Annotated in this window: 20 protein-coding genes and 4 pseudogenes; 14 read left to right on the top strand and 10 right to left on the bottom strand. The window is 60.1% G+C overall.

What is annotated here, in order from left to right; all coding sequences use genetic code 11:
• Positions 1–126 precede the first annotated feature (126 nt).
• A pseudogene (locus HU719_RS03300) lies at positions 127–1,415 on the top strand (M18 family aminopeptidase).
• Here HU719_RS03300 and HU719_RS03295 read toward each other — a convergent pair.
• From HU719_RS03295 to HU719_RS03285, 3 genes are all read right to left on the bottom strand, one after another.
• Positions 1,391–2,200, bottom strand: coding sequence for a hypothetical protein (locus tag HU719_RS03295; protein ID WP_186537043.1), 810 nt, complete (start codon positions 2,198–2,200; stop codon positions 1,391–1,393). The pseudogene HU719_RS03300 and the gene HU719_RS03295 overlap by 25 nt on opposite strands.
• A 46-nt stretch (positions 2,201–2,246) precedes the next feature.
• A complete protein-coding gene (locus HU719_RS03290; RefSeq protein ID WP_217843693.1) occupies positions 2,247–2,681 on the bottom strand; it encodes a hypothetical protein in 435 nt (144 codons plus the stop codon).
• 223 nt (positions 2,682–2,904) lie between these two features.
• Complete coding sequence (locus HU719_RS03285; RefSeq protein WP_217843692.1) at positions 2,905–3,288, bottom strand: hypothetical protein; 384 nt, start codon at positions 3,286–3,288, stop codon at positions 2,905–2,907.
• Between the two features lie 577 nt (positions 3,289–3,865).
• Between HU719_RS03285 and HU719_RS03280 the strand changes: the two genes are divergently transcribed.
• From HU719_RS03280 to HU719_RS03250, 6 genes and pseudogenes are all read left to right on the top strand, one after another.
• Entirely contained in the window at positions 3,866–4,033 is a 168-nt protein-coding gene (locus HU719_RS03280; protein ID WP_186520607.1) for a hypothetical protein, read from the top strand.
• Positions 4,034–4,077: 44 nt separating this feature from the next.
• Positions 4,078–6,230: pseudogene (locus HU719_RS03275) on the top strand (mechanosensitive ion channel family protein).
• Between the two features lie 584 nt (positions 6,231–6,814).
• Positions 6,815–7,855: a SagB/ThcOx family dehydrogenase gene (locus tag HU719_RS03270; RefSeq protein WP_186537039.1), complete on the top strand. Its 1,041-nt coding sequence runs from the start codon at positions 6,815–6,817 to the stop codon at positions 7,853–7,855.
• 30 nt (positions 7,856–7,885) lie between these two features.
• Positions 7,886–8,482 (top strand): diiron oxygenase, encoded by a 597-nt coding sequence (locus HU719_RS03265; protein ID WP_217843691.1) that lies wholly within the window; start codon positions 7,886–7,888, stop codon positions 8,480–8,482.
• A 340-nt stretch (positions 8,483–8,822) separates the two neighbouring features.
• Positions 8,823–9,218 carry an MFS transporter gene (locus tag HU719_RS23745; RefSeq protein ID WP_217843708.1) on the top strand — a complete coding sequence of 132 codons (396 nt, stop codon included), beginning with the start codon at positions 8,823–8,825 and terminating at the stop codon, positions 9,216–9,218.
• 106 nt (positions 9,219–9,324) lie between these two features.
• Complete coding sequence (locus tag HU719_RS03250) at positions 9,325–10,089, top strand: MFS transporter (RefSeq protein WP_217843690.1); 765 nt, start codon at positions 9,325–9,327, stop codon at positions 10,087–10,089.
• Here HU719_RS03250 and phnR read toward each other — a convergent pair.
• Positions 10,001–10,714 carry a phosphonate utilization transcriptional regulator PhnR gene (gene phnR, locus HU719_RS03245; RefSeq protein WP_186537036.1) on the bottom strand — a complete coding sequence of 238 codons (714 nt, stop codon included), beginning with the start codon at positions 10,712–10,714 and terminating at the stop codon, positions 10,001–10,003. The two genes, HU719_RS03250 and phnR, sit on opposite strands and share 89 nt — an antisense overlap.
• 319 nt (positions 10,715–11,033) lie before the next feature.
• Here phnR and HU719_RS03240 point away from each other — a divergent pair.
• From HU719_RS03240 to HU719_RS03215, 6 genes and pseudogenes are all read left to right on the top strand, one after another.
• Positions 11,034–12,090, top strand: a pseudogene (locus HU719_RS03240) (ABC transporter substrate-binding protein).
• A gap of 63 nt (positions 12,091–12,153) precedes the next feature.
• Positions 12,154–12,960 (top strand): alkaline phosphatase family protein, encoded by an 807-nt coding sequence (locus HU719_RS03235; RefSeq protein WP_186520603.1) that lies wholly within the window; start codon positions 12,154–12,156, stop codon positions 12,958–12,960.
• Positions 12,957–13,795, top strand: a pseudogene (locus tag HU719_RS03230) (ABC transporter permease). The gene HU719_RS03235 and the pseudogene HU719_RS03230 overlap by 4 nt, the downstream one beginning before the upstream one ends.
• Positions 13,785–14,579 (top strand): ABC transporter permease, encoded by a 795-nt coding sequence (locus HU719_RS03225; RefSeq protein WP_186520601.1) that lies wholly within the window; start codon positions 13,785–13,787, stop codon positions 14,577–14,579. The pseudogene HU719_RS03230 and the gene HU719_RS03225 overlap by 11 nt, the downstream one beginning before the upstream one ends.
• Position 14,580: 1 nt before the next feature.
• Positions 14,581–15,570: an ABC transporter ATP-binding protein gene (locus HU719_RS03220; protein ID WP_186537033.1), complete on the top strand. Its 990-nt coding sequence runs from the start codon at positions 14,581–14,583 to the stop codon at positions 15,568–15,570.
• 13 nt (positions 15,571–15,583) lie between these two features.
• A complete protein-coding gene (locus tag HU719_RS03215) occupies positions 15,584–16,237 on the top strand; it encodes an HAD family hydrolase (protein WP_186537032.1) in 654 nt (217 codons plus the stop codon).
• A gap of 323 nt (positions 16,238–16,560) precedes the next feature.
• On the opposite strand, the gene HU719_RS03210 is transcribed toward HU719_RS03215, so the two are convergent.
• Entirely contained in the window at positions 16,561–17,523 is a 963-nt protein-coding gene (locus HU719_RS03210) for a zinc-binding dehydrogenase (protein WP_186521338.1), read from the bottom strand.
• Positions 17,524–17,663: 140 nt separating this feature from the next.
• Here HU719_RS03210 and HU719_RS03205 point away from each other — a divergent pair, with 140 nt between their 5' ends.
• The gene (locus tag HU719_RS03205; protein ID WP_424803849.1) at positions 17,664–19,739 is read left to right on the top strand and encodes a carboxy terminal-processing peptidase; all 2,076 of its coding nucleotides are present in this window, start codon (positions 17,664–17,666) and stop codon (positions 19,737–19,739) included.
• Positions 19,740–19,905: 166 nt separating this feature from the next.
• Here the strand turns inward: HU719_RS03205 and HU719_RS03200 are convergent, their stop codons facing one another.
• The 5 genes from HU719_RS03200 to pcaQ form a co-directional block, all read right to left on the bottom strand.
• Positions 19,906–20,274: a hypothetical protein gene (locus tag HU719_RS03200; RefSeq protein WP_186521342.1), complete on the bottom strand. Its 369-nt coding sequence runs from the start codon at positions 20,272–20,274 to the stop codon at positions 19,906–19,908.
• The gene (locus HU719_RS03195) at positions 20,271–20,612 is read right to left on the bottom strand and encodes a helix-turn-helix domain-containing protein (RefSeq protein WP_186521344.1); all 342 of its coding nucleotides are present in this window, start codon (positions 20,610–20,612) and stop codon (positions 20,271–20,273) included. The genes HU719_RS03200 and HU719_RS03195 overlap by 4 nt, the downstream gene beginning before the upstream one ends.
• Before the next feature lie 90 nt (positions 20,613–20,702).
• A complete protein-coding gene (locus tag HU719_RS03190; RefSeq protein ID WP_186536345.1) occupies positions 20,703–21,143 on the bottom strand; it encodes a YkvA family protein in 441 nt (146 codons plus the stop codon).
• A 286-nt stretch (positions 21,144–21,429) separates the two neighbouring features.
• Positions 21,430–22,158 carry a BamJ family beta-barrel-assembly machinery protein gene (bamJ, locus tag HU719_RS03185; protein ID WP_186521348.1) on the bottom strand — a complete coding sequence of 243 codons (729 nt, stop codon included), beginning with the start codon at positions 22,156–22,158 and terminating at the stop codon, positions 21,430–21,432.
• A gap of 188 nt (positions 22,159–22,346) precedes the next feature.
• Entirely contained in the window at positions 22,347–23,279 is a 933-nt protein-coding gene (pcaQ, locus tag HU719_RS03180) for a pca operon transcription factor PcaQ (protein WP_186536343.1), read from the bottom strand.
• Positions 23,280–23,289 lie beyond the last annotated feature (10 nt).

The raw sequence follows: 23,289 nt of genomic DNA, 5'->3' as shown, positions 1-23,289 counted from the left end.
GCCGACTGCCTTCGCCCAAGCTTGCAGCGCCCAAAACCTCGTGTAGTTCGCGGCAGCACTTGCCCTGCGGGCTGCCTTTGCTTGAAGCTTGCGGCTTGCAGCTTGAAGCTCAATCTGGAGTGAGTTATGCGCGATGCCCTGAACGCCGGCCTGATCGAATTCCTCAAGGCCTCCCCGACGCCCTTCCACGCCACCCAAAGCCTCGTGCACCGCCTGGAAGCCGCAGGCTACCAGCGCCTGGACGAGCGTGACAGCTGGGCCACCGTGCCTGGTGGGCGCTATTTCGTAACCCGTAACGACTCCTCGATCATTGCCATTCGGCTGGGCAAGCACTCCCCGCTGATCAGCGGCATTCGCCTGGTCGGCGCCCACACCGACAGCCCGTGCCTGCGGGTCAAGCCGCAACCGGAGCTGCAGCGCCAAGGCTTTTGCAACTGGGTGTCGAGGTGTATGGCGGCGCGCTGCTGGCGCCCTGGTTCGACCGCGACCTGTCGCTGGCCGGCCGCGTGACCTTTCGCCGCGACGGCAAGGTCGAAAGCCAGCTGGTCGACTTCAAGCTGCCGATCGCGATCATTCCCAACCTGGCCATCCACCTCAACCGCACCGCCAACGAAGGCTGGCAGATCAACCCGCAGACCGAGCTACCGCCTATTCTGGCCCAGGTTGCAGGCGATGAACGGGTCGATTTCCGCGCGCTGCTGACCGAGCAACTGGCCCGCGAGCATGGCCTGAACGCCGATGTAGTGCTCGACTACGAGCTGAGCTTCTACGATACCCAGGGCGCTGCACTGATCGGCTTGAACGGCGATTTCATCGCCGGCGCGCGCCTGGACAACCTGCTGTCGTGCTATGCCGGGTTGCAGGCACTGCTGGCGGCCGACACCGACGAAACCTGCGTACTGGTGTGCACCGACCATGAAGAGGTCGGCAGTTGCTCGGCCTGTGGCGCCGACGGCCCGATGCTCGAGCAGACCCTGCAACGCCTGCTGCCGGACAACGACGACTACGTGCGCACCATCCAGCGCTCGCTGCTGGTGTCGGCTGACAACGCCCACGGCGTGCACCCCAACTACGCCGACAAGCACGACGGCAACCACGGCCCCAAGCTCAACGCCGGCCCGGTCATCAAGGTCAACAATAACCAGCGCTACGCCACCAACAGCGAAACCGCCGGCTTCTTCCGCCATCTGTGCATGGCCGAAGAAGTCCCGGTACAAAGCTTCGTGGTGCGCAGCGACATGGGCTGCGGCTCGACCATCGGCCCAATCACCGCCAGCCACCTAGGTGTGCGCACGGTGGATATCGGCTTGCCGACCTTTGCCATGCACTCCATCCGCGAGCTGTGCGGCAGCCATGACCTGGCGCACCTGGTCAAAGTGCTGGACGCGTTCTACCGCAGCCGCGAACTGCCCTGATCGCCCGCAGGGCCTGCCTCGGGTGACGGGGCAGGCTCGGGGTTTGTGGGGGCGAGCAAGGCTTCCAGGTTCAGGCGGCCCTTGGGGGCCCATTGCATGTAATCGAGGACCGAGAAGTCACTCGGTAACGTGCCCTGCGCCTGCTCCGATTCTGCTAGCCGCACAGCAACCTGCTCACGCTCATTGCTCGGATACTTCAGCCGTTCGGCAGGGGACATCTGGTCGAGTAATTCAAGATAGGCACGGCGTAGCGGGCGGACATCCGATGTTTCCAGTGCATAGCCCATAACGCCCGAAAAGTACTGCTCATCAAGATCCTCCCTGGCATACAGCGCCGTATAGCGCTCTTCATCAGAAAACCCTTGGCCGTTTTCGATTATGTCGGTGAGGCCAGCACGGTCCAGCCCGGCAAACGGATTTTGCACTTGGCGATCGTTGCTGAAGCGGCCCGCAAGAAATGCCAGGGAGGCCCGAAAACGCTCGGCCTCATCGGGCGTGTAGTGCTCAGGAGCATCGGTTTGAGTGAATGCCCCCTGCCCCGCCTCATGGAAACGCCCAGTTACTCGTTGGCCCAAGCCAGCCGCCCCATAGACGTTTTCATAAAGGGCGCGTGAGTCGGCAGCACTTTGCTGCCCAACCGCCAGAGCCCGCCCCTGCTCGGAGATGATCACTGCGTCATTTTGAGCCGATGCAGTGTGGGGACTATCGGCTTGGACGGGAGGTGATTGAGGTTGCGCGGGGGCTTTCCAAGTTACTGCACCTTGAGGAGATGGATTGATCTTCATGGTTCACCTGTCATTAGAGGGCGGGGCACAAATGCCCCGCGTTGGGTCACTTGATAGTGAAACGAACCGAGTAGTTGTGCGGCATGTTGAAATCTGCCTGCTCAAGCTGAGCCAAACATGTCGCGCGCACTTTCCCTATTGAAGCGGCTTCTTTCTTCCATACTGCCCCAGGATTCGGAAACTGAGCAGAGTGCGAGGCTGAAAACCGGCATTGTTTTTGTCCTGATGTATAAACAAACCGCATACCAGATACAGAATCAGCAAGACTGGTAACCACGAAAGTGCGCGTATCGCCCGAGAACACTTCAGCCATACCCGGTTCAGACACACCAAGTAGGTATTCATGGGTAAATTTCGCAGTGCCTGTAGTCTGATTATCGATCGACACCTTGTAGTAGTAGTGTTTTGAGCAAATGCGTAGCCACTGATAATCCATAGTACAAGCAAAGTAAGAGCTTTCATTCTGTGCATGATAAATCATCCTAAGTCGAGCCGAGCGGGTTATTCCGCCGGCACTCACCGCTGTATCGACTCGAGTGTGTATTTCTGTGTAGGACGTGAGTCTGATAAATGCGTAGGACGTTTCACCTGCAAGCGTCAGATTTAGCACCCTCTACCTCGCCCACACTTCTGCATACAAATGGTTGCTTATACGTCCGTGCGTGACTGGGCTGAAGAAGTGGGTTCAACTACCGTCGCGTCTGCTAAGACCTCGCGGTTACAGCGGCCCTTTGGGTCCCAATTAATATATTTCCACAGAGAGAAGCCTGAGGGAGGCTGCCTTGCTCTTCCTCTGCATGGGCAAGCCTGGCGGCAACGGCCGCCCGTTCATTGTCTGGATAATTGAGGCGCTCTACGGGGGTCAGGTTATCCAGATATTCGAGATAGCCTTTTTCCATCGGCCTATGATCATGGGTGCTAGTCGTATATTCAGCAAGACGGGTGAAGAACATATTATCCAACGCTCCTTTCGCCCTAAAAGCGGCATAACGCTCTTCCTTAGTGTAGCCTGCCTCATCCATTTCAATGGCCGCTAGTTCACCCCGCCCCATTCCCCAGAATGGGTTCTCATCAAACTTGGTCTCCACCCCGAAAGTTTATATATGCCGTCGAGATACCGCAGAGTTTTGGTGAAACGCTGTGCATCGACGGGGCCATAATCCTCCGGAGGCGCCAAGCTTTTGAACGCGTGCTCACCTAGAGTACGGTACTCATTCCCAACTTGCTGATCCAGCCCTCTGGGGCCATAGATCCGCGCATGCAACGCCCATATCTCATTCTTGGTCTTGGCTGTGGCAAGGCTCTGTTCTGAGAGGCTGACCTGATCGCCGTCAACGACCGGCAACTGCTGCTGACTGGGGATGAACGTAAAACAGTGACGGGCAGTGCCGGAAGCGAAACTGTTACAGGCAGTACTTTCATGGCAGATCCTCCAATAAATAGCGTGTTCTAAAACGCTGCTTCGCTCGCGCCAACCACTATGCAATGTGTGGTGAACGCTTTATCGGCCCCGCCCGATTTTCCTATAGGAAATTATTCTGAGAAAGTTGTGGGAAATTTCCCCGCATAGCCCAAAACAGTAAATAATTTGTGACGCATCCCCTTTGCCACCCCATGCGGGCTAAGCTTGTAGAAACACTCCGATACCGCAGAAGGACCCCTGCCATGTCCCCGTTCCTGTCACTGTTCGTCCCGGTTTTCCTGTTCCTCATGCTGCTGACCATCGGCTTCGGCCTGCGTGAGCGCAATGTCGGGGTGCTGATGATGTGGCTGGGTACCTTGGGCATCTTTGGCCTGACCTGCTGGAAGATCCTGGAGAAACTGCCCACATAAACCTCTACACTCGGGCAAACGTTTTGCCTGAGGTAGATTTCCCGGTGCCTGCATTTCTGCGTTGCCTTGCCCTTCTGCTACTGCTGTTCGTCACCCCCACCCACGCCGCCGGCTTGCGGGGCTGCTGGGTAGCAGCGCGCCCGCGCAGCCACAAGCCAGCGAGCCGTTGGGCAAATCGCTGGATGAGGTGATCAAGAACCTTGAGAACGACCAGCAACGGGCAAAACTGCTGGCCGACCTCAAGAAGCTGCGCGATGCCACCCGCCAATCGCAGCCCAGCGTCGAGCAAGGCGTGCTTGGGCTGATCGGCGGTGCGCTGCATGACTTCGAACAGCAGTTCAGCGGTGACGCCAGCCCGTTCGTGCGCTGGTCCGAAGAAATCGACCTGGCCCAGGATGAACTGGCAGCCCTGGTGGTGCCGGTGCATCAGTGGCCGGCAATTCTGTTCGGCTTTGCCGCCGTGATTGCGCTGTGGAGCGTGCTGGCCTACACCTTCAACTGGGTCGGCCACCGGGTGCGGGTGCGCTTTGGGCTGACCGAGGAACTGCCGCAGCATCCACGGCCCTGGGACCTGGTGCGCTTTGCCCTGCGCAAGCTCGGGCCGTGGCTGGTGGCGCTGGTCATTACCGTCTACCTGAGCTTTGCCCTGCCTTCGTCACTGGGCAAATCCATGGCCATGGTGCTGGCCTACGCCTTGGTGGTCGGTACGCTGTTCTCGGCGATCTGCGTGATTGCCTTCTCGCTGCTCGACGGCCCGCACCGCCACCGCGCGCTCTACATCCTGCGGCACCGGGCGTTCCGGCCACTGTGGCTGATCGGCAGCTTTGCAGCCTTCGGCGAGGCGCTGAGCGACCCGCGCCTGACGGCAGCCTTGGGTATCCACCTGGCCCATGCCCTGGCCACCCTGGCAAACGTCATCGCCGCACTGTGCACCGGGCTGTTCATCCTGCGTTTTCGCCGCCCCATCGCCCACCTGATCCGTAACCAGCCGCTGTCCCGGCGCCTGACCCGGCGCACGCTGAGCGACACCATCGAGATCCTTGGCAGCTTCTGGTACATCCCGGCGCTGATTTTGGTGGCCATTTCGCTGTTCGCCACCTTCGTCTCGGCCGGCGACACCAGCACCGCCCTGCGCCAGTCGCTGATGTGCACGGTGCTGGTGGTGCTGTGCATGGTGCTCAACGGCCTGGTGCGCCGCCACGCCGCCAACCCCAAGCGCGTCAACCGGCGCCAGGAGGTGTACACCGAGCGGCTGCGCAACTTCGGTTACGCGCTGGCGCACTTGCTGGTGTGGCTGTTCTTCATCGAACTCGGGCTGCGCGTCTGGGGCCTGTCGATGATCCGCTTCGCCGAGGGCGACGGCCACGAAATCAGCCTGCGCCTGCTGGGCCTGGCCGGCACCTTGATTGTGGCGTGGCTGGTGTGGATTCTTGCCGACACCGCCGTGCACCACGCGTTGGTGCGCTCACGCCGCGGGCAGGCCAATGCCCGCGCACAAACCATGATGCCGCTGATCCGCAACGTGCTGTTCGTGGCGATCTTCCTCATTGCGGTCATCGTGGCCTTGGCCAACATGGGCATGAACGTCACGCCACTGCTGGCCGGTGCCGGTGTAATCGGCCTGGCGATCGGTTTTGGCGCGCAATCGTTGGTTGCCGACCTGATCACCGGGCTGTTCATCATCATCGAAGACAGCCTGGCCATCGACGATTATGTCGATGTCGGCGGCCACCTAGGCACGGTCGAGGGCCTGACCATCCGCACCGTGCGCCTGCGTGATATCGACGGTATCGTGCATACCATCCCGTTCAGCGAAATCAAGAGCATCAAGAACTACTCCCGCGAGTTCGGCTACGCGATCTTCCGCGTCGCCATTCCGCACAACATGCACATCGACCAAGCCATCACGCTGGTGCGCGAGGTGGGCCAGAAGCTGCGCAGCGACCCGCTGATGCGCCGCAACATCTGGTCACCGCTGGAGTTGCAGGGTGTGGAGAGTTTCGAGTCAGGCTCGGCAGTACTGCGCGCCCGCTTCAAGACCGCGCCGATCAAGCAGTGGGAAGTGTCGCGGGCGTTCAACCTGGCGCTCAAGCGCCAGCTTGACGAAGCCGGGCTGGACCTTGCCACACCGCGCTTGTCGGTGCAGGTGGTCACGGCCGGGGGTGGGGATGTTGTGGAGCGCAGTGTTTCTGGGTGATTTGCGAGGAAAAGGTTTGCAGCGATCACGTGTGCGAGAGGTCAGACTGCGATGAGGCCGGTACAGGGTTGCACATAACCAACGTGCGGGCGCCCCAACAGGGCATCGCTGCCCGGTATCTAGACGGTAAACGGGAGGCTGTATGTATTTTAATTACACAGCCCCTGCTAGCTGTGCCTTACAAAGTCCGCTGTATTCTAAATAACGCCTTCCTATCATTAAAATAGCCCCACCGACAAATTGTCGATCTATTACCCTGAGCATCGCCGCTAGGAACTGACCTACGGGGTCAAAATCGAGTGAGTGTAGGACAGAAGCTGTTTTCTGCTGCGCGCAAGGACTTTTCCTACATGACTGATCGACTTTTCCCGCACAATCAAAGCTTGTACATCTTCCCATATTGCCTAAGCTGAAGATGTCGCAATCAAGCGATATCAACGGAGAACAATAATGAAAGAAGTGAAAATGGAGTCATCCAAACTAGCAAATCTGGCCCATCTGGTGCGTAAGGCGCAGTAAGCGCTAGCTGAAAATTCTAGGCGTAGTGCCGGCCTGCGCCTAGCATCCCTCCGGAGGCACTAGTAATGAACGATGGCTGCTTTTTTATAATTTTTGAAAAGAAACTGATCTGTTGGAACTATAGGAGTCACAAACAGTACGAACTTACTTTAGCACATGCACAACGACTTATCTTTTTGGCCTACAACCCAGACAAAACTGACAAAAACAACCCACTAGACAGCGAACTTAAAAGCAGCGGAATTTTAGACTCAACGCCGTATAACTCGTGGGGCTGGGATATACTTTCGCACATTTTTCATTTTGGCACTAAAAACATCCCACTCGACTTTCAACCGGGTGACAAATCCGAATGGGCAGCGCACTATCTAGAACACTGTGAAGATATTTCAAACAAAGAAATACCTACAATCAGCCAAGGCCAGAATATCAAGGACACCGTAAGTTTACCAAGATCATTAAAGCTAAGCACAGTGGAAAGCACTCTTAAACTCCGATCGACATCTAGAGTCTTCTCCGACCACCCTGTGCAACGCAACATCTTCGCGAGACTCCTAGAGTCTTCTCTTAGTTTCAATGCTGAAAGAAAGCTACCTGACACAGCGGGCATTGCAGAGATGTTTCGCAACCGCCGCAGCAGTCCTTCCGGTGGAGGACTTAATGCGACGGAGGCGTATGTCTACGTCCACAACATTGAAGGCATCAAGCGAGGCATCTACTATTACAACCCCACTGAGCACTGCTTGCACTTAACCTCCTCAGAACTGCCTGCCTTGGGAAATCTTTTATCAGGGCAGCATTTTGCGGACGATCTTGCGTTAGGATTTTTCCTTACCTCTAGGCTCGATAAGCTATGGTGGAAGTATGAACATTCGCGAGCATATAGAAATGCGCTACTTGAAATTGGGCACGTGGCACAGACTCTACAAATCGCAGCGACCTCCTTGGGCCTAGGAACTTGGCCGACTGGCGCACTTAACGAAAATCTTATCGACCCTCTCCTAGGCATAAAAGATTCTGATGAGCAGGTATTCTTTTTTGTAGGATGCGGCTATACGGACGGAGCCCCCACACCTACAGAACTTCAAGCAATGATTAAAATTTAAATATCTTCATTCGGACAACGGGCAGGCACCATGAAAAAAACCGATAGCTGCCGCTACTTTGCCACCTGGGATACAACCAGTACCGTTCGTTCCCGCCCTAACCGTTACTTGTTTACAGATACCGAATTCAGCGAGACCACTCCTGAGCGCTGGTTCCCCAAAGCTCTAATCCCGCTTGCCAACCAAGCTGGAATGGAAATCCTGCCAGAGGCGGCTCTTCTGAGAATACATATCGGCCACTTAGTTCATTTCCTGGACTACACGACCGAGCTAGAGATATCCTATGTAAACCGTGCTATATGCTGTATAACCCAGGGGGCACTCTCTCAACATTTTAGCTCACAAGAACGTTTCTGCGCCCTTAAACTTTACGCCGACGAAGGATATCACGCGCTATTTTCCAGAGAGCTATCAGATCAAGTCACAAATCGATTCTCTCTTCCTCGAATGCGATCTGCAAGGCTTCACCATCTGGACAGAAGTCGCGCGACGCAACGTCATAAACACCAAGAGCTCGCAGCATTTATAATTGCCTTTGTATCAGAAACCATCATCACCGAGAACTTTCATGGCTATCACACGGCGACTTACTACCACCGATACTCCACATGTTTCAAGATCACTTAATCGATGAGTCACGGCACTCAATTTTCTTTTCAGACCTGTTCGTAACATTATGGGGAGGACTGTCCAACTCTCAAAAAGACTTCATGGTAACCTGCCTGATAAAAACCATCCCTTTTTTTCAAGGCCGAACATCCACTTCATACGATTAATCGCTGACACCCATCTGACCGTCATAGAAAATGCCATCAAAACCCTGCAAAACAATTGGCTGGATAGAATATCAGACTCAACGGCACTAACGATGAGAGCAATAAAACGTACCGACCTATTTAAAAATCATACCTACATTAACGCGTTCCGTGAAAACGGATTGCCAACATGACAAACCACATTAACAAACATCACCCCACCCCTAACCTCCCTGACCCTATTAGTTACCTTTCTTGGTGTTTTCCCACTGGATGTCATTCTCCCGTCGTTTCCCGCCCTCGCCGTAGAGTTCAATACTTCAACCCAAAGCATTGCCTACTCCGTAACGCTGTTCATCTTAGCAGTGTCGGCATCCCAAATCATCATAGGCCCGTTGTCGGATGCCCTAGGCCGCAAACGCCTGCTCGTCATCGGGCTTTTAGCATCAGCAAGCGGGGCGGCGGGTTGTCTGCTGTCCGACAGTTTCGAAGTTTTTCTTTTATTCCGTTTGCTGCAAGCATTAGGCTGTGGCTGCTTCGTGCTCACCCACGCATTGGTACAAGATCTGTACGGGGGCAAGATCGAAATAACATGCGAATCTTGTTAACAAGTGCCAGCGGGCTGTTTATTTCCTTATCCCCGTTTGTTGGAAGCATGCTCCAAGTTCACTTTGATTGGCAGGGTAGTTTTTGGGTGTATGCAGCGCTAGCAGCTTGCAGCGCGATAATGGCCTTTACGGTGCTACAGGAGCAGCCGGCGCCTGCGAAGGTGGAGGGCATCATTGCAAGCTACAGGGCCCTCACAAAGGACGGGCTTTTTTAATCCTCACTTTATTTTCCTGCCTGGCATTTGCCTGCCATTTTTCATTTATCATCAATGCGCCCTTGATCTTGATGGACCATATGGATTTTTCGGTGACAGGTTTCGGCGTCGTATTTACCGCTTATGGCTCGGCCTATGTCTTGGGCGGTGTGGTCGCTCGCTGGCTGAGCCGTCATGCGCGTGCAGGCTCGCAAATCGGGATTGGTTTCATGCTCGTCGGTTGTTCGGGTATTACCTCATTTATATGGGGGCTTGCAGCACAAGCGTCGGTTACCAGTGTTTTGCTGCCTGTGATCATCTGCGCCACCGGCATCACCATTATCAGGCCCGCGGCAACGTCCCTGGCTCTGGCCCGGCACCCCGAACGCGCGGGCGCTGCAGCCTCCCTAAGTAGTACCTTAGTATTCGGCACCGGAGCACTGTTCGGCGCCGTGCTTGCGACCACCGGCGTCCAGGTCATGGCGAGTCTCGCTACGACATTCTTCATCACGGGAGTAATCGGCTTGGTGCTGCTTGTTCAACTGCCTGACTTGGATTCTCAGGAGGCAATCAGCCCAGCCACACCCCTCACCCCGCCTCGGCCCGTATGCGAATCGCATCATGCCGCCAATACTCCAGATCACAATCAATCAGATGCCCGTGCTGATCGCTATTGACCCGGGTGATATGCAGCCCAGGGCTGCCGGCCGAGACTTTCAGGGCGCTGGCCGCCTCCACCGGCAAGGCCGTCGGCAGTATCTCGAAGCACACCTGCCCATATTCAAGCTGGTAGTGCCGGGCGTAGATCTCGGTCAGCGACTGGGCAAGGTCCAGCTGCAAAATGCCGGGAAAATACTGCGGGTTGAGGTAGTGCTCGGCATACAGCACCGCACGGCCGTCAATACGCCGTAGCCGGCAGATGCGTACCACGCTCGACAGCGGCGCCAGGCGCAGGCGTGCGCAGATGGCGGCGGAGGCGGGTTGCAGCCGCGCCGACAGCAACTCGGTGGCAGGCTGGCGGCCCTGGTTGCGGACCATCGCGTGGAAGTGGCTGCGCTCGATCAGGTCATAGGTCAGCCGGTCGGGGGCCACGAACCAGCCGCGCCGCTCCTCGCGGTAGATCAACCCTTGGGCTTCCAGCTGCACCAGTGCCTCACGCAGGGTGATACGCGTGGTATCGAACACCTCGCTGAGCTTGCGCTCGGCCGGCAGCTTGCCGCCCGGCGCCAGCAGGCCGTGTTCTATCTGCTCCTGCAAGGCGTGGCAGATGGCTGTTACCGCACGCGGTGGCGTCGCTTGCATCAAAGGTTACCTATCTGGACTAGTCCAGCCCCATAACAGGGCAGGTGGAGAATAGTGCAAGCCTAGGCAGGGCTGATGAACATCCTGTGACAACGGCTGCCCGCCAGCCCTTGCCAGAACCGCGCCAGCCCACGCAGCACCTGTGGTCTACGCTGTAATGCCAGGGCCGTGTGGCACCCGTGCACGCCCGCCCCTTACATCAAATTGTCATGCAAGCGGCCTAACTTGGCTCAAGGTTTGCTGACCTAGACCAACGTCAAGCAGGCACGGCTTCTCCTCATCACAACGAATGCAAGGCACCCCACCCAAGGAGCTTCGGATGAAAAAGTTGTTCATGGCGTCACTGCTCGGTTCCGCCATCGCTTTCGGCACCTCGGCCATGGCCCAGGACCTCAAGGCCCTCGAAGACGCTGCGCGCAAAGAAGGCGCGGTCAACAGCGTCGGCATGCCCGATGCCTGGGCCAACTGGAAAGGCACCTGGGACGTCCTTGCGAAAAATACGGCCTCAAGCACAGCGACACCGACATGAGTTCGGCCCAGGAATCGCCAAGTTCGACGCAGAGAAAGACAACGCCAGCGCCGACATCGGTGACGTTGGCGCAGCGTTCGGGCCGATTGCCGTCGCCAAGGGCGTTACGCAGCCTTACAAGCCGAGCACCTGGGACCAGGTCCCGACCTGGGCCAAGGACGCCGATGGCCACTGGGCGCTGGCCTATACCGGCACCATCGCGTTCATCATCAACAAGGACCTGGTCAAGGAAGGCGAGCGGCCAAAAACCTGGCACGACCTGGAAAAGGGCAAATACAAGGTTGCCATCGGTGACGTCGGCACTGCGGCCCAGGCGGCCAACGGCGTGCTGGCGGCGGCCATCGCCTACAAGGGCGACGAAAGCAACATCGAGCCGGGCTTGCAGCTGTTCACCAAGCTGGCCCAGCAAAAGCGCCTGTCGCTGGCCAACCCGACCATCCAGACCCTCGAAAAGGGCGAAGTGGAAGTCGGCGTGGTGTGGGACTTCAACGGCCTGAGCTACCGCGACCAGATCGACCCCAAGCGCTTTGAGGTGCTGATCCCCTCGGACGGCTCGATCACTTCGGGCTACACCACCATCATCAACAAGTACGCCAAGCACCCGAACGCCGCCAAGCTGGCCCGCGAGTACATCTTCAGCGACGCCGGGCAGACCAACCTGGCTATCGGCCACGCCCGCCCGATCCGCGCCGAGCACCTGAAACTGCCAGCCGACGTGCAGGCCAAGCTGCTGCCTAACGAGCAGTACCAAGCGGCCCAGCCGATCAAGAACGCCGAGGTGTGGGAAACCACCTCCAAGGCCCTGCCGCAGAAGTGGCAGGAGCAGGTGATCATCGAGATGGAATAAGCGCCGTCTGCGGGCAGGAGCGGGCTTGCTCGCTCCTGCCCGCCCTATGCCCTTGGAGCGAACATGCAACACAACGTCATTCTGGTCCTGCTCGACGGCCTCAACTACCAGGTCGCTCACCACGCCATGGGCCACCTGCACGCCTACGTCGAGGCCGACCGCGCCGCGCTTTACCGGGTCGAATGCGAGTTGCCGTCGCTGTCGCGGCCGCTCTACGAATGCATCTTGACCGGGGTGCCGCCCATCGACAGCGGTATCGTGCACAACAACGTCAACCGCCTGTCCAACCAACGCAGCGTGTTCCACTACGCCCGCGAGGCTGGCCTAGGCACGGCAGCGGCGGCCTACCACTGGATGAGCGAGCTGTACAACCGCTCCCCGTTCGACCCGCTGCGCGACCGCCACACCCACGCGCCGAAGTTGCCGATCCAGCACGGGCTGTTCTATTACGCCGATCACTACCCCGACTCGCACCTGCTGGCCGACGCCGAGTACCTGCGGCGGCGCCATGCACCGAACTTTCTGCTGGTGCACCCGATGAACATAGACGACGCCGGCCACCGCCACGGCCTGGACAGCAGCCAGTACCGCAACGCTGCGCGCAGCGCTGACATTCTGCTGGCCGACTACCTGCCGCGCTGGCTCGAAGAGGGCTATCAGGTGCTGGTAACCGCCGACCACGGCATGAACAACGACCGCTCGCACAACGGCCTGCTGGCCGAGGAGCGCGAGGTGCCACTGTTCGTGTTCGGCAAGGCGTTCAGCCTGGATCCTGCGGCCAAGCCACTGCAGACCGAGCTGTGCGGCACCATCTGCCAACTGCTGGGCGCCGCCCACGACAAGACCGTCTGCCGGGAGCTGCTCACGTGAATTCCAGCCGCCGAGGCCGCTACCTGGCCCTGCTCTGTTTATTGCCGTTCGCGGTGTTTTTCATCATTTTCCAGATTGCGCCGCTGGCCTGGGTGGCGATCAACAGCCTGCAAAGCGACAGCGGTTGGGGCTTGGCCAACTTCAGCAAGGTGTTCGCCTCGAAGTTCTATCTGCAAGCGCTGCAACGCAGCCTTGAGATCAGCTTCTGGTCGAGCCTGTTCGGCATCGTGATCGCCACCCTGGGCGCCTACTCGCTGCACAAGGTCGACTCGCGCCTGCGCGACTTCGTTACCGCCTTCGCCAACATGACCAGCAACTTTGCCGGCGTGCCGCTGGCGTTCGCCTTCATCATTCTGCTGGGCTTCAACGGTGCGCTGACCTTGCTGCTCAAGCAGATGGGCCTGCTCGGCGACTTCAGCATCTATTCCAAGACCGGGTTGATCCTGGTGTACACCTACTTCCAGATCCCGCTGGGGGTGCTGCTGCTGTTCCCCGCGTTCGATGCGGTGCGCGAAGACTGGCGCGAATCCGCTGCGCTGCTGGGCGCCAGCCAATGGCAGTTCTGGCGGCATATCGGCCTGCCGGTGCTGGCCCCGGCGTTGCTGGGCACCTTCGTGATTCTGCTGGCCAACGCCTGGGCGCCTATGCCACCGTCTATGCCCTCACCACCGGCAACTTCAACGTACTGCCCATCCGCATCGCCGGGCTTGTGGCAGGTGATATCAGCCTTGACCCGAACCTGGCCAGCGCCTTGGCCATGGTGTTGGTGGGGCTGATGACGCTGGTCACCGTGGTTCATCAATGGCTGTTGCGAAGGAGCTACCATGCGCGCTGAAACTGGCAAGGGCGGGCTCTACCACAAGCTGGTGGTGTACCTGTTGTTTCTGATTCTGCTGCTGCCGCTGGCCGGCACCCTGCTCTACTCGCTGGCCACCAGTTGGTCGGCGACCATGCTGCCCAGCGGGCTGACCTTCAAATGGTATGTGGCGCTGTGGAGCGAACCGCGCTTTCTGGCAGCCTTTGGCCAGTCCCTGCTGGTGTGCGTGGGGGCCTTGCTGCTGTCGGTACTGTTGATTCTGCCGCTGTTGTTCGTGGTGCATTACCACTTCCCCAGGCTCGATGCGTTCATGAACGTGCTGATCCTGCTGCCGTTCGCGGTACCGCCGGTGGTGTCCTCGGTGGGGCTGCTGCAACTTTACGGCAGCGGGCCGATGGCGATGGTCGGCACGCCGTGGATTCTCATCGGCTGCTACTTCACCATCGCCCTGCCGTTCATGTACCGGGCCATCACCAACAACCTGCAGGCCATCAACCTGCGCGACCTGATGGACGCCGCCCAACTGCTCGGTGCCAGCACCTGGCAGGCCGCGATGCTGGTGGTGCTGCCCAACCTGCGCAAGGGGCTGATGGTGGCCTTGCTGCTGTCGTTCTCGTTCCTGTTCGGCGAGTTCGTGTTCGCCAACCTGCTGGTCGGCACCCGCTACGAAACCCTGCAGGTTTACCTGAACAACATGCGCAACAGCAGCGGCCACTTCAACAGCGCGCTGGTGATCTCCTATTTCGCCTTCGTGCTGGTACTCACCTGGGTGGCCAACCGTTTGAACAAGGACAAGACCTGAGATGAGCTTTGTCAGCGTACAGAAACTGCAAAAAAGCTACGCCGGTAGCCCCGTGTTCGAAAACATCGACTGCCAGGTCGAGCGCGGCGAGTTCGTCACCCTGCTTGGCCCGTCCGGTTGCGGCAAGTCGACCTTGCTGCGCTGCATCGCCGGGCTGACGCCGGTAGACAGCGGGCAGATCCTGCTCGACGGCCAGGACATCGTGCCGCTGACCCCGCAAAAACGCGGCATCGGCATGGTGTTCCAGAGCTACGCGCTGTTCCCCAACATGACCGTTGAACAAAACGTCGCCTTTGGCCTGCGCATGCAGAAGGTCAAGGCCGACGAGAGCCAGGTGCGGGTGCGCGAAGTGCTGGAGCTGGTCGAGCTGAACAGCTTTGCCGGGCGCTACCCGCATCAGCTTTCTGGCGGGCAGTGCCAGCGGGTGGCGCTGGCCCGCTCGCTGGTCACCCGCCCGCGCCTGCTGCTGCTCGACGAGCCGCTGTCGGCGCTGGATGCACGCATTCGCAAGCACCTGCGCGAGCAGATCCGCGCCATCCAGCGCGAGCTGGGGTTGACGACTATCTTCGTCACCCACGATCAGGAAGAAGCGCTCACCATGTCGGACCGCATCGTGCTGATGAACCAAGGGCGCATCGTGCAGAGCGGCGATGCCGAAACCCTCTACACCGCCCCGGTCGACCTGTTTGCCGCAGGCTTTATCGGCAACTACAACCTGCTCGACGCCGACCGCGCCAGCCGCTTGCTGCAACGCCCGGTCAGCGGGCGCCTGGCGATCCGCCCGGAGTCGATCACCCTGGGCCTGAACGGTGAGCTGGACGCCGAGGTGCGCAGCCACAGCCTGCTCGGCAACGTGATCCGCTACCGGGTGCAGGTGCGCGAGGTCGAGCTGGTGGTGGACGTGCTCAACCGCTCGGCAGCCGACCTGCACGCCGATGGCAAGCGCGTATCCTTGTCGATCGACCCAACGGCGCTACGGGAAGTGGCCTAAGGAGACGCAGCACATGGCACTGGCAATTTTCGATCTGGATGAAACCTTGATCCACGGCGACTGCGCGTCGCTGTGGAGCGAACAGATGGCCCGGCTTGGCTGGGTCGATGGCAAGGCATTCCTCAAGCGCGACCATGAACTGATGAAAGCCTATGGCAAGGGCCACCTGCAAATGGAGGACTACATGGCGTTCAGCCTGGAGCCGATTGCAGGCCGCACCCTGGAGGAAGTCGAGCACCTGGTCGAGCCGTGGGTCGAGGAGGTGATCGAGCCGATCATCTTCGGCGATGCCTGCCGCTGCATTGCCGAACACCGCAAGCGCGGTGACCGCATCCTGATCATTTCGGCCAGCGGCACGCACCTGGTGGGCCCGATTGCGGCGCGCCTTGGGGTGGAGGAGTACCTGGCCATCGAGCTTGAGGCGATAAACGGGGTGTATACCGGCAGGACCCACGGCGTGCTGACCTACCGCGAGGGCAAGATCACCCGTTTGCTGGAATGGCTGGACCAGGAGCAGGAAAACCTTGAGGGGGCGAGTTTTTACTCCGATTCGCGCAATGACTTGCCGCTGTTGCTAAAGGTCGATCACCCGGTTGCGGTTAACCCTGACCCGGTGTTGCACGAACATGCACGGACCCATGGCTGGCCGGTGCTGAGCTGGGTTTGAGCGGCGGGTCTGCCGGTGCCGGCCTCATCGCAGGCTGGCGCCAGCTCCCACAAAAGCTGTGCCGGGCCGTGATAGATGTGCCCGACTGAGACCCTGTGGGAGATTCTATGGTTTTGTACAACCCTGTTTTCGCCAGACATATCTCCTTGTGGCGAGCGGGCTTGTCCCGCGTTGGGCTGCGCAGCAGCCCCTTGTTTTCAGGGCTGCTGCGCAGCCCAACGCGGGACAAGCCCGCTCGCCACAACTCTCTATCGTTTCCCTCAGGATTGGGTACAACGAGCAATGTTGCGCTTGAGCTCGGCCTGCGATGGGGCCAGGCCTGCCTACTTGAGGCTTGGGTCGATGACCATCACCAGCTTGCCCGAGACCTGGTTGCTTTCGAGCGCGGCATACGCTGCCTGGGCGAACTCCACTGGGTAGGTGTCGACCAATTGCGGCGACAGGCGCCCTTCGCTGAACAGCGGCCATACCTGCACAGCCAGCTCGCGCAGCAACTCGGCCTTGAAGCTGTCGTCCCGATTGCGCAAAGTCGAACCGGTGATCTCCAGGCGCTTGCCAAGCACCACGCCAAGGTCCAACTCGACCTTGCGCCCGCCCATCAGGCCGATGATCACCCAGCGCCCGTCACGCGACAGCACCTCCAGATTGAGCGCACCATAACTGGCGCCCACCGGGTCCAGCACCACGTCAAACGGGCCCAGGCCTTTGAGGTCGTCGAGGTTCTCGTTGCGCACCACCCCGCCTGCGGCCCCAAGCGCCTCGCAGTAAGCCAGGCGCTCCTTGGAACCGACGCTGACCCACACCGGGCTACCAAACGCCTTGCACAGCTGGATGGCCGCCGAGCCCACACCGCTGGCGCCGGCATGCACCAGCACCTTCTCGCCCGGTTTCAGTGCGCCGAGCTGGAAGATGTTCAACCACGCCGTGGCATACACCTCCGGCAGCGCCGCCGCTTCGTGCAGGCTCAGGCCTTCAGGCACCGGCAGCACATGACGTGCATCGACCACCACCTCTTGCGCCATGGCGCCGCTGGCCAGCAGCGCGCACACCCGGTCGCCAACGCGCCAGGCAACGCCTGCGCCGACTTCCTCGATCACCCCGGCGCACTCCAGCCCCATATAAGGGCTGGCACCAGGGGGTGGGGGGTATAGCCCGGCCTTTTGCAGCAGGTCGGCGCGGTTCAACCCGGCAGCCGCCACTCGAATGCGTACCTGCCCTGCGTCGCAAGCCGGACGTTCGGCTTCGACCCAGCTCACATGTCCTTCAACGCCTTGCAATGCCTTCACAGTGCCTCCATAGTTGAGTCATGACTGAGCCTGGGGAACGCTTGCCCCAGGCTTTTTGCAGTATTTGGCCGGCTTCATGGAACCGGCGAAGGAAAAGACGGCCTACTATGCGTGATCAATTGCCCACACGTCGAATCAGCATGAAGCATCTAACTACCAGCCTCGCCCTTGTAATCGGGCTTGGCAGCCTCACGCTCGGCGGCACTGCGGCCGCCGCCAACAAGTGGGACAGTCTGCAACCGGACCGTGACGAAATCGTCGCCAGCCTGAACGTGGTCGAGCTGCTCAAGCGCCACCACTACAGCAAGCCGCCCCTGGATGACGCCCGCTCGGTGATCATCTACGACAGCTATATCAAGTTGCTCGACCCCTCGCGCAGCTACTTCACCGCCGCCGACATCGCCGAGTTCGACAAGTGGAAAACGCAGTTCGACGACTTCCTCAAAAGCGGCAACCTCGACCCCGGCTTCACCATCTACAAGCGCTACCTGGACCGTGTGAAACAGCGTCTGGACTTCGCCCTGGCAGAGCTTGCCAAAGGCGCGGACAAGATCGACTTCACCGTCAAGGAAGACCTGCTGGTCGACCGCAAGGACGCCCCGTGGCTGAAGAACCAGGCCGAGCTGGACGAGCTGTGGCGCAAACGCGTCAAGGATGAAGTGCTGCGTCAGAAAATTTCCGGCAAGGATCCCAAGCAGATCCAGGAAACCCTGACCAAGCGCTACAAGAACCAACTGGCGCGCCTGAACCAGACCCGCGCCGAAGATATCTTCCAGGCGTACATCAACACCTTCGCCCAGTCCTACGACCCGCACACCAATTACCTGTCGCCGGATAACGCCGAAAACTTCGACATCAACATGAGCCTGTCGCTCGAAGGCATTGGTGCTGTGCTGCAAAGCGACAATGACCAGGTCAAGATCGTACGTCTGGTGCCGGCAGGCCCCGCGGCCAAGACCAAGCAGGTGGCACCGGCCGACAAGATCATCGGCGTTGCCCAGGGCAACAAAGAGATGGTCGATGTGGTCGGCTGGCGCCTGGATGAAGTGGTCAAGCTGATCCGTGGCCCGAAAGGCTCGGTGGTGCGCCTTGAGGTGATCCCGGCCAGCAATGCGCCGAGCGACCAGACCAGCAAGATCGTCTCGATCACCCGCGAGGCCGTGAAGCTTGAAGAGCAGGCGGCGAAAAAGTCGGTGCTCAAGCTCAAGCAGGATGGCCGCGACTACAAGCTCGGCATCATCGAGATTCCGGCCTTCTACCTGGACTTCAAGGCCTATCGCGCCGGTGACCCGGACTACAAGAGCACCACGCGCGACGTGAAGAAGCTGCTGACCGAGCTGCAGAAGGAAAAGGTCGACGGCGTGGTCATCGACCTGCGCAACAACGGCGGTGGCTCGCTGCAGGAAGCCACCGAACTGACCAGCCTGTTTATCGAGAAAGGCCCGACGGTGCTGGTACGCAACGCCGACGGCCGCGTCGATGTGCTCGAGGATGAAAACCCCGGCGCGTTCTACAAAGGCCCGTTGGCACTGTTGGTAAACCGCCTGTCGGCGTCGGCGTCGGAGATTTTTGCCGGCGCCATGCAGGACTACCACCGCGGCCTGATCATCGGCGGCCAGACCTTCGGCAAAGGCACCGTGCAGACCATCCAGCCGCTCAACCACGGCGAGCTCAAGCTGACCCTGGCCAAGTTCTACCGGGTTTCCGGGCAGAGCACCCAGCACCAGGGCGTACTGCCGGATATCGACTACCCGTCGATCATCGACACCAAGGAAATCGGCGAGAGCGCCCTGCCCGAGGCCATGCCTTGGGACACCATCCGCCCGGTGGTCAAGCCTGCGGTCGACCCGTTCAAGCCGTTCCTGGCCCAACTCAAGGCGCAGCATGATGCGCGTAGCGACAAAGACCCGGAGTTCGCCTATATCCGCGATCGCCTGGCACTGACGCAAAAGCTGATGAACGAAAAGACCGTCAGCCTCAACGAGCAGGTTCGCCGCGCTCGCCACGACGAGATCGAAGCCAAGCAGTTGGCGCTTGAGAACGTACGGCGCAAGGCCAAGGGCGAAGAGCCGCTCAAGGAGCTGAAGAAAGAAGACGAGGACGCGCTGCCAGCCGAGCCTGACGATACCAAACCGGAAGACGACGCGTACCTGTCCGAAACCGGGCGCATCCTGCTCGATTACTTGAGCTTGAGCACGTCGGTGGCCAAGCACTGAGCCGTTCACATACGTCAGGGCAGCGTAGTGTGACCTGTTATCAAACAGTCATCGCGCTGTCGTGAAACAGAAGGGCCGGACATACCAATGTCCGGCCCTTTTTCATTCAGTAAAGCAGCAGAGAACTGGGCAGCGTGGGAGCGGGCTTGACCCGCGATGAAGCCGGTCAGGCCTCTTCCGGGTAACGGTATTCGAACACCCGCACCACCTCAGAAGCATGCCATGACGCCGCCTCCATGCCATCTACCGGCCCGGAAAACCGCCCCAGCCGCTCCACACACTCGAAAAAACCGGTACGCGGAAGGCGGCTGGCACCCTGGCTTATCACCAGCGAGCTGCGCAGCGGCTGCTCGGCGCGGGCATCAAGCACAGCCAGGTATTCCAACGCAGCGGTTAGCGTCTGCATCGCCGGGCTAGGCAATTGCAGGCGCTCAAGCAGCGCGCGGTAGGTGAGCAGGTGGCGTTGACGGCGGGCCAGGTCAAGCTCGGTCAGCAGGCTTTCCCATTGCTGGCGGCTGATCCTGACCTGACTCATGACGGATCGCTCCAGCCACCCACCCCCAAATGCCAGGCCAGGGCGCGCAAGATCGCCGCATCCGGGCGGCGCTCGCCTGATTCGATCATGGCCAGGTACGCAGGGCTGATGCCCACATTGCGCGCCAGCAACTCCGGCGCGACGCCTTTGGCTGTGCGCAATGCCTGAAGCTCACTCAACGCATGCAGGCTTGGGCTTGCCGGGCTTTGAGCTTGCTCGGCGGCGCCAGGCGCACTGGCCGGCGCCTGCCCTGCTGCTGCCAGAAGGGCCTGATACTGCTCCCAGGGAACCACTGCGTACTCGGGCTGACCGTCCCGGGTTATGACCTGAATACCCATACAACCCCCTTAACTTCGGACTACGGCATGTAATCCCTAGGCATAACGCTTATGCCAATTATATTACCAACCTCGGGGGTTCGCCGGGAATCAATGCCCAAGGCGCTCCAGACGCAGCGCTTCGGGGCTGTCGGGCAGGCGCTCGACCACGCGAAGCTTCTCCGGCGCCTGGCTGCTGCGCCAGTCCTTGAAGCGGCCCAGCTCATCGGCAACGGTCTTGAGTACCCAGCTCAACACGGCAATGTCATCGAGAAAACCAACGCCCAGCAGCCAGTCGGGGATCGCATCCAGCGGGCTTACGAAATACAGCAGGCCGGCAACGATGGTCACCAGTGCCTTGGGGCTGATGGCGCGGTACTCACCCCGCCACCAGGCCAGGCAGAGCGCCTGCATCAGCCGCAGGTCCTCGCGCAACTGCCCAAGCTTGGGGCCTTTGCGCGCCACCGCGAACAGCAAGGCAGGCAAGCGGCCACGGCTGAGCAGGCGCTCGGCAAGGGGGAGAAAGCGGGTGAAATTCCAGGGAGCGCTCATGCAACCTCCAGAGGAGCCGGTAGGTTATCCACAATTATTGTGGATAACCTTGTGAACAGGACCGTGTTTTGGCCCATATCGCGCCCGCCCGGCAAGGGCCGGGCACGGATCGGGCATTTTTTACACAGTCGTTTCAGAGCCGCAAACGTTTTGCGACAGGGAAGGCGTTGACGGTGCTACATGCACATTGCTTGCGACAGTGAATGACGGCTGCGGTTCGCGTCAAGCCGTGCACAAATGAAAACGCCCCGTCGAAACGGGGCGTTTTATGCAGCAGACGGCTACCTTATTGCGCAGGTGCCTGTTCTGCGTCCTGCTGGGCCGGGTCTTTGATGCCCAGCAGTTCGAGGTCGAACACCAGCACCGAGTTGGCTGGGATCAACGGGCTTGGGCTTTGCGCACCGTAGGCCAGCTCAGCCGGGATGTACAGCTTGTACTTCTCGCCAACGTGCATCAGTTGCAGGCCTTCAACCCAGCCTGGAATCACGCCGCTGACCGGCAGGTCGATCGGGCTGCCGCGCTCGACGGAGCTGTCGAACACCTTGCCATCGATCAGCTTGCCTTCGTAGTGGACGGTAACCACGTCAGTCGGCTTAGGCTGTGGGCCGTCGGCTTTCTTGACCACTTCGTACTGCAGGCCGGAGGCGGTGGTGACCACGCCTGCCTTCTTGCCGTTCTCTTCAAGGAATTTCTTGCCGGAAGCAGAGGCTTCTTCGCTGGCTTTGGCCAGGCGTTCTTCGGCGCGCTTCTGCAGGGCGGTGAAGGCTTCGACCAGTTCGTCGTCCTTCAGGCGCTGCTCTTTCTTGCCGACGGCGTCTTCGATGCCCTGGGCAACAGCTTTCGAATCCAGGTCGTCCATGCCTTCCTGAGCCAGGCTCTTGCCCATGTTCAGGCCGATGCCGTAGGAGGCTTTCTGGGCCGGGGTCTTCAGCTCGACGCTGCTGGTCTGGGCGTCACAGCCCGCCAGCACCAGACTTACCAGGGCAACCGCGGCCGCCAGACGATGTTGTTTCATGCTGATTCCTTGTTCATGCGCCATAAGGGCAAATCAGGGTAAAGCCGCGAGCTTAGCAGGCGGTCGGGACCAATGGCTACCGGCATAAGAGCCAGTTGACGGCAGATAGTTCCTACGTGAAAGCTTGTTCATGAGAGGCGCAGGATTGCGGGTTGCCAAGCGGGGTGCCTGGAGGGCGGCCCGTTGGCTTATGGATACTCCCCCGCCCGGTAAAGCTCCGCCACTTCGCGCAGCACCTCGCACACCCATTGCGCCGGCAGGCTCTGCGCCAACCCTGCGTTGCGGCTGATGCCCACCGAGCCGCCCGGCTCGCGCACACCGATGTCCAGCTCCGCCAGCTCGCCACAGCCAAGGTCGATCAGCACCGCATCCCGCGGCGCCACCCACACGGCATCACTGCCCAGCAGATAGCGCCGGCTCAAGGCCAGCGAAAGCGTTTCCAGCCGCTGCGCAGGCATCTGCATGCCTGCCTGCACGAACAGGCTGTCGGCATGCTGGCGGATGGTCGTGCCGGACGGCGGCAGCACCAGTGGATACCGCCCCACCAGCGCCCGCTCGACAGGCTGACGCGCCAGCAGCGGGTGCCCCGGGCGCACCACCAGTGCCATCGACTCACTGTACAGGTGCTCGAACGACAACCCCTGAATCTGCGGGCTGTCGGTCATGCGCCCGACCACCAGTTCCAGCTCGCCCAGGTGCAACTGGCCAAGCAACTGCGCACTGACCCCGGTGACCACGCTGATCACCAGCGCCTCATGGCGCTGATGCAAGCGGCACAGCACCTCGGGCATCAGCAGCCCTTCCACCGTCGACAGCACGCCAATGCGCACCTGCGATGGCGCCCGCGCCTCGCCGCGTACGCTGCCCACGCCATCGCGCAGGGCCTGCACGCTGGGCCCGGCATAACGCATGAACAGGCTGCCGGCCGGGGTCAGTTCGACGCCTTGCCGGGTGCGCTCGAACAGCCGCGTTTCCAGCAGCGCTTCGAGCTCTTTGAGGGTTTTGGAGATGGCCGGCTGGCTGATCGCAAGCACGTCGGCAGCCCTGGCCAGGCTGCCCTGACGGGCGATTTCCAGGAAGCACAACAGGTGGCGGAACTTGATGCGGGTATCGAGGTTCATGCCCGGCAGT

The organism is Pseudomonas farsensis (assembly GCF_014268805.2).
GTDB lineage: Bacteria > Pseudomonadota > Gammaproteobacteria > Pseudomonadales > Pseudomonadaceae > Aquipseudomonas > Aquipseudomonas farsensis.
Note: the sequence above shows the minus strand (reverse complement) of the source record. Positions and strands in the feature narration are given on the sequence as shown.

Coding starts and splice junctions, on each gene's coding strand:
- HU719_RS03215 (WP_186537032.1), top strand. CDS start 15,584: ATGGCACTGGCAATTTTCGATCTGGATGAAACCTTGATCCACGGCGAC.
- HU719_RS03270 (WP_186537039.1), top strand. CDS start 6,815: ATGAACGATGGCTGCTTTTTTATAATTTTTGAAAAGAAACTGATCTGT.
- HU719_RS03280 (WP_186520607.1), top strand. CDS start 3,866: ATGTCCCCGTTCCTGTCACTGTTCGTCCCGGTTTTCCTGTTCCTCATG.
- HU719_RS03200 (WP_186521342.1), bottom strand. CDS start 20,274: ATGAGTCAGGTCAGGATCAGCCGCCAGCAATGGGAAAGCCTGCTGACC.
- HU719_RS03235 (WP_186520603.1), top strand. CDS start 12,154: ATGCAACACAACGTCATTCTGGTCCTGCTCGACGGCCTCAACTACCAG.
- HU719_RS03290 (WP_217843693.1), bottom strand. CDS start 2,681: ATGATTTATCATGCACAGAATGAAAGCTCTTACTTTGCTTGTACTATG.
- HU719_RS03265 (WP_217843691.1), top strand. CDS start 7,886: ATGAAAAAAACCGATAGCTGCCGCTACTTTGCCACCTGGGATACAACC.
- HU719_RS03190 (WP_186536345.1), bottom strand. CDS start 21,143: ATGAGCGCTCCCTGGAATTTCACCCGCTTTCTCCCCCTTGCCGAGCGC.
- HU719_RS03205 (WP_424803849.1), top strand. CDS start 17,664: ATGAAGCATCTAACTACCAGCCTCGCCCTTGTAATCGGGCTTGGCAGC.
- bamJ (WP_186521348.1), bottom strand. CDS start 22,158: ATGAAACAACATCGTCTGGCGGCCGCGGTTGCCCTGGTAAGTCTGGTG.
- HU719_RS03220 (WP_186537033.1), top strand. CDS start 14,581: ATGAGCTTTGTCAGCGTACAGAAACTGCAAAAAAGCTACGCCGGTAGC.
- pcaQ (WP_186536343.1), bottom strand. CDS start 23,279: ATGAACCTCGATACCCGCATCAAGTTCCGCCACCTGTTGTGCTTCCTG.
- HU719_RS03225 (WP_186520601.1), top strand. CDS start 13,785: ATGCGCGCTGAAACTGGCAAGGGCGGGCTCTACCACAAGCTGGTGGTG.
- phnR (WP_186537036.1), bottom strand. CDS start 10,714: ATGCAAGCGACGCCACCGCGTGCGGTAACAGCCATCTGCCACGCCTTG.
- HU719_RS03195 (WP_186521344.1), bottom strand. CDS start 20,612: ATGGGTATTCAGGTCATAACCCGGGACGGTCAGCCCGAGTACGCAGTG.
- HU719_RS03295 (WP_186537043.1), bottom strand. CDS start 2,200: ATGAAGATCAATCCATCTCCTCAAGGTGCAGTAACTTGGAAAGCCCCC.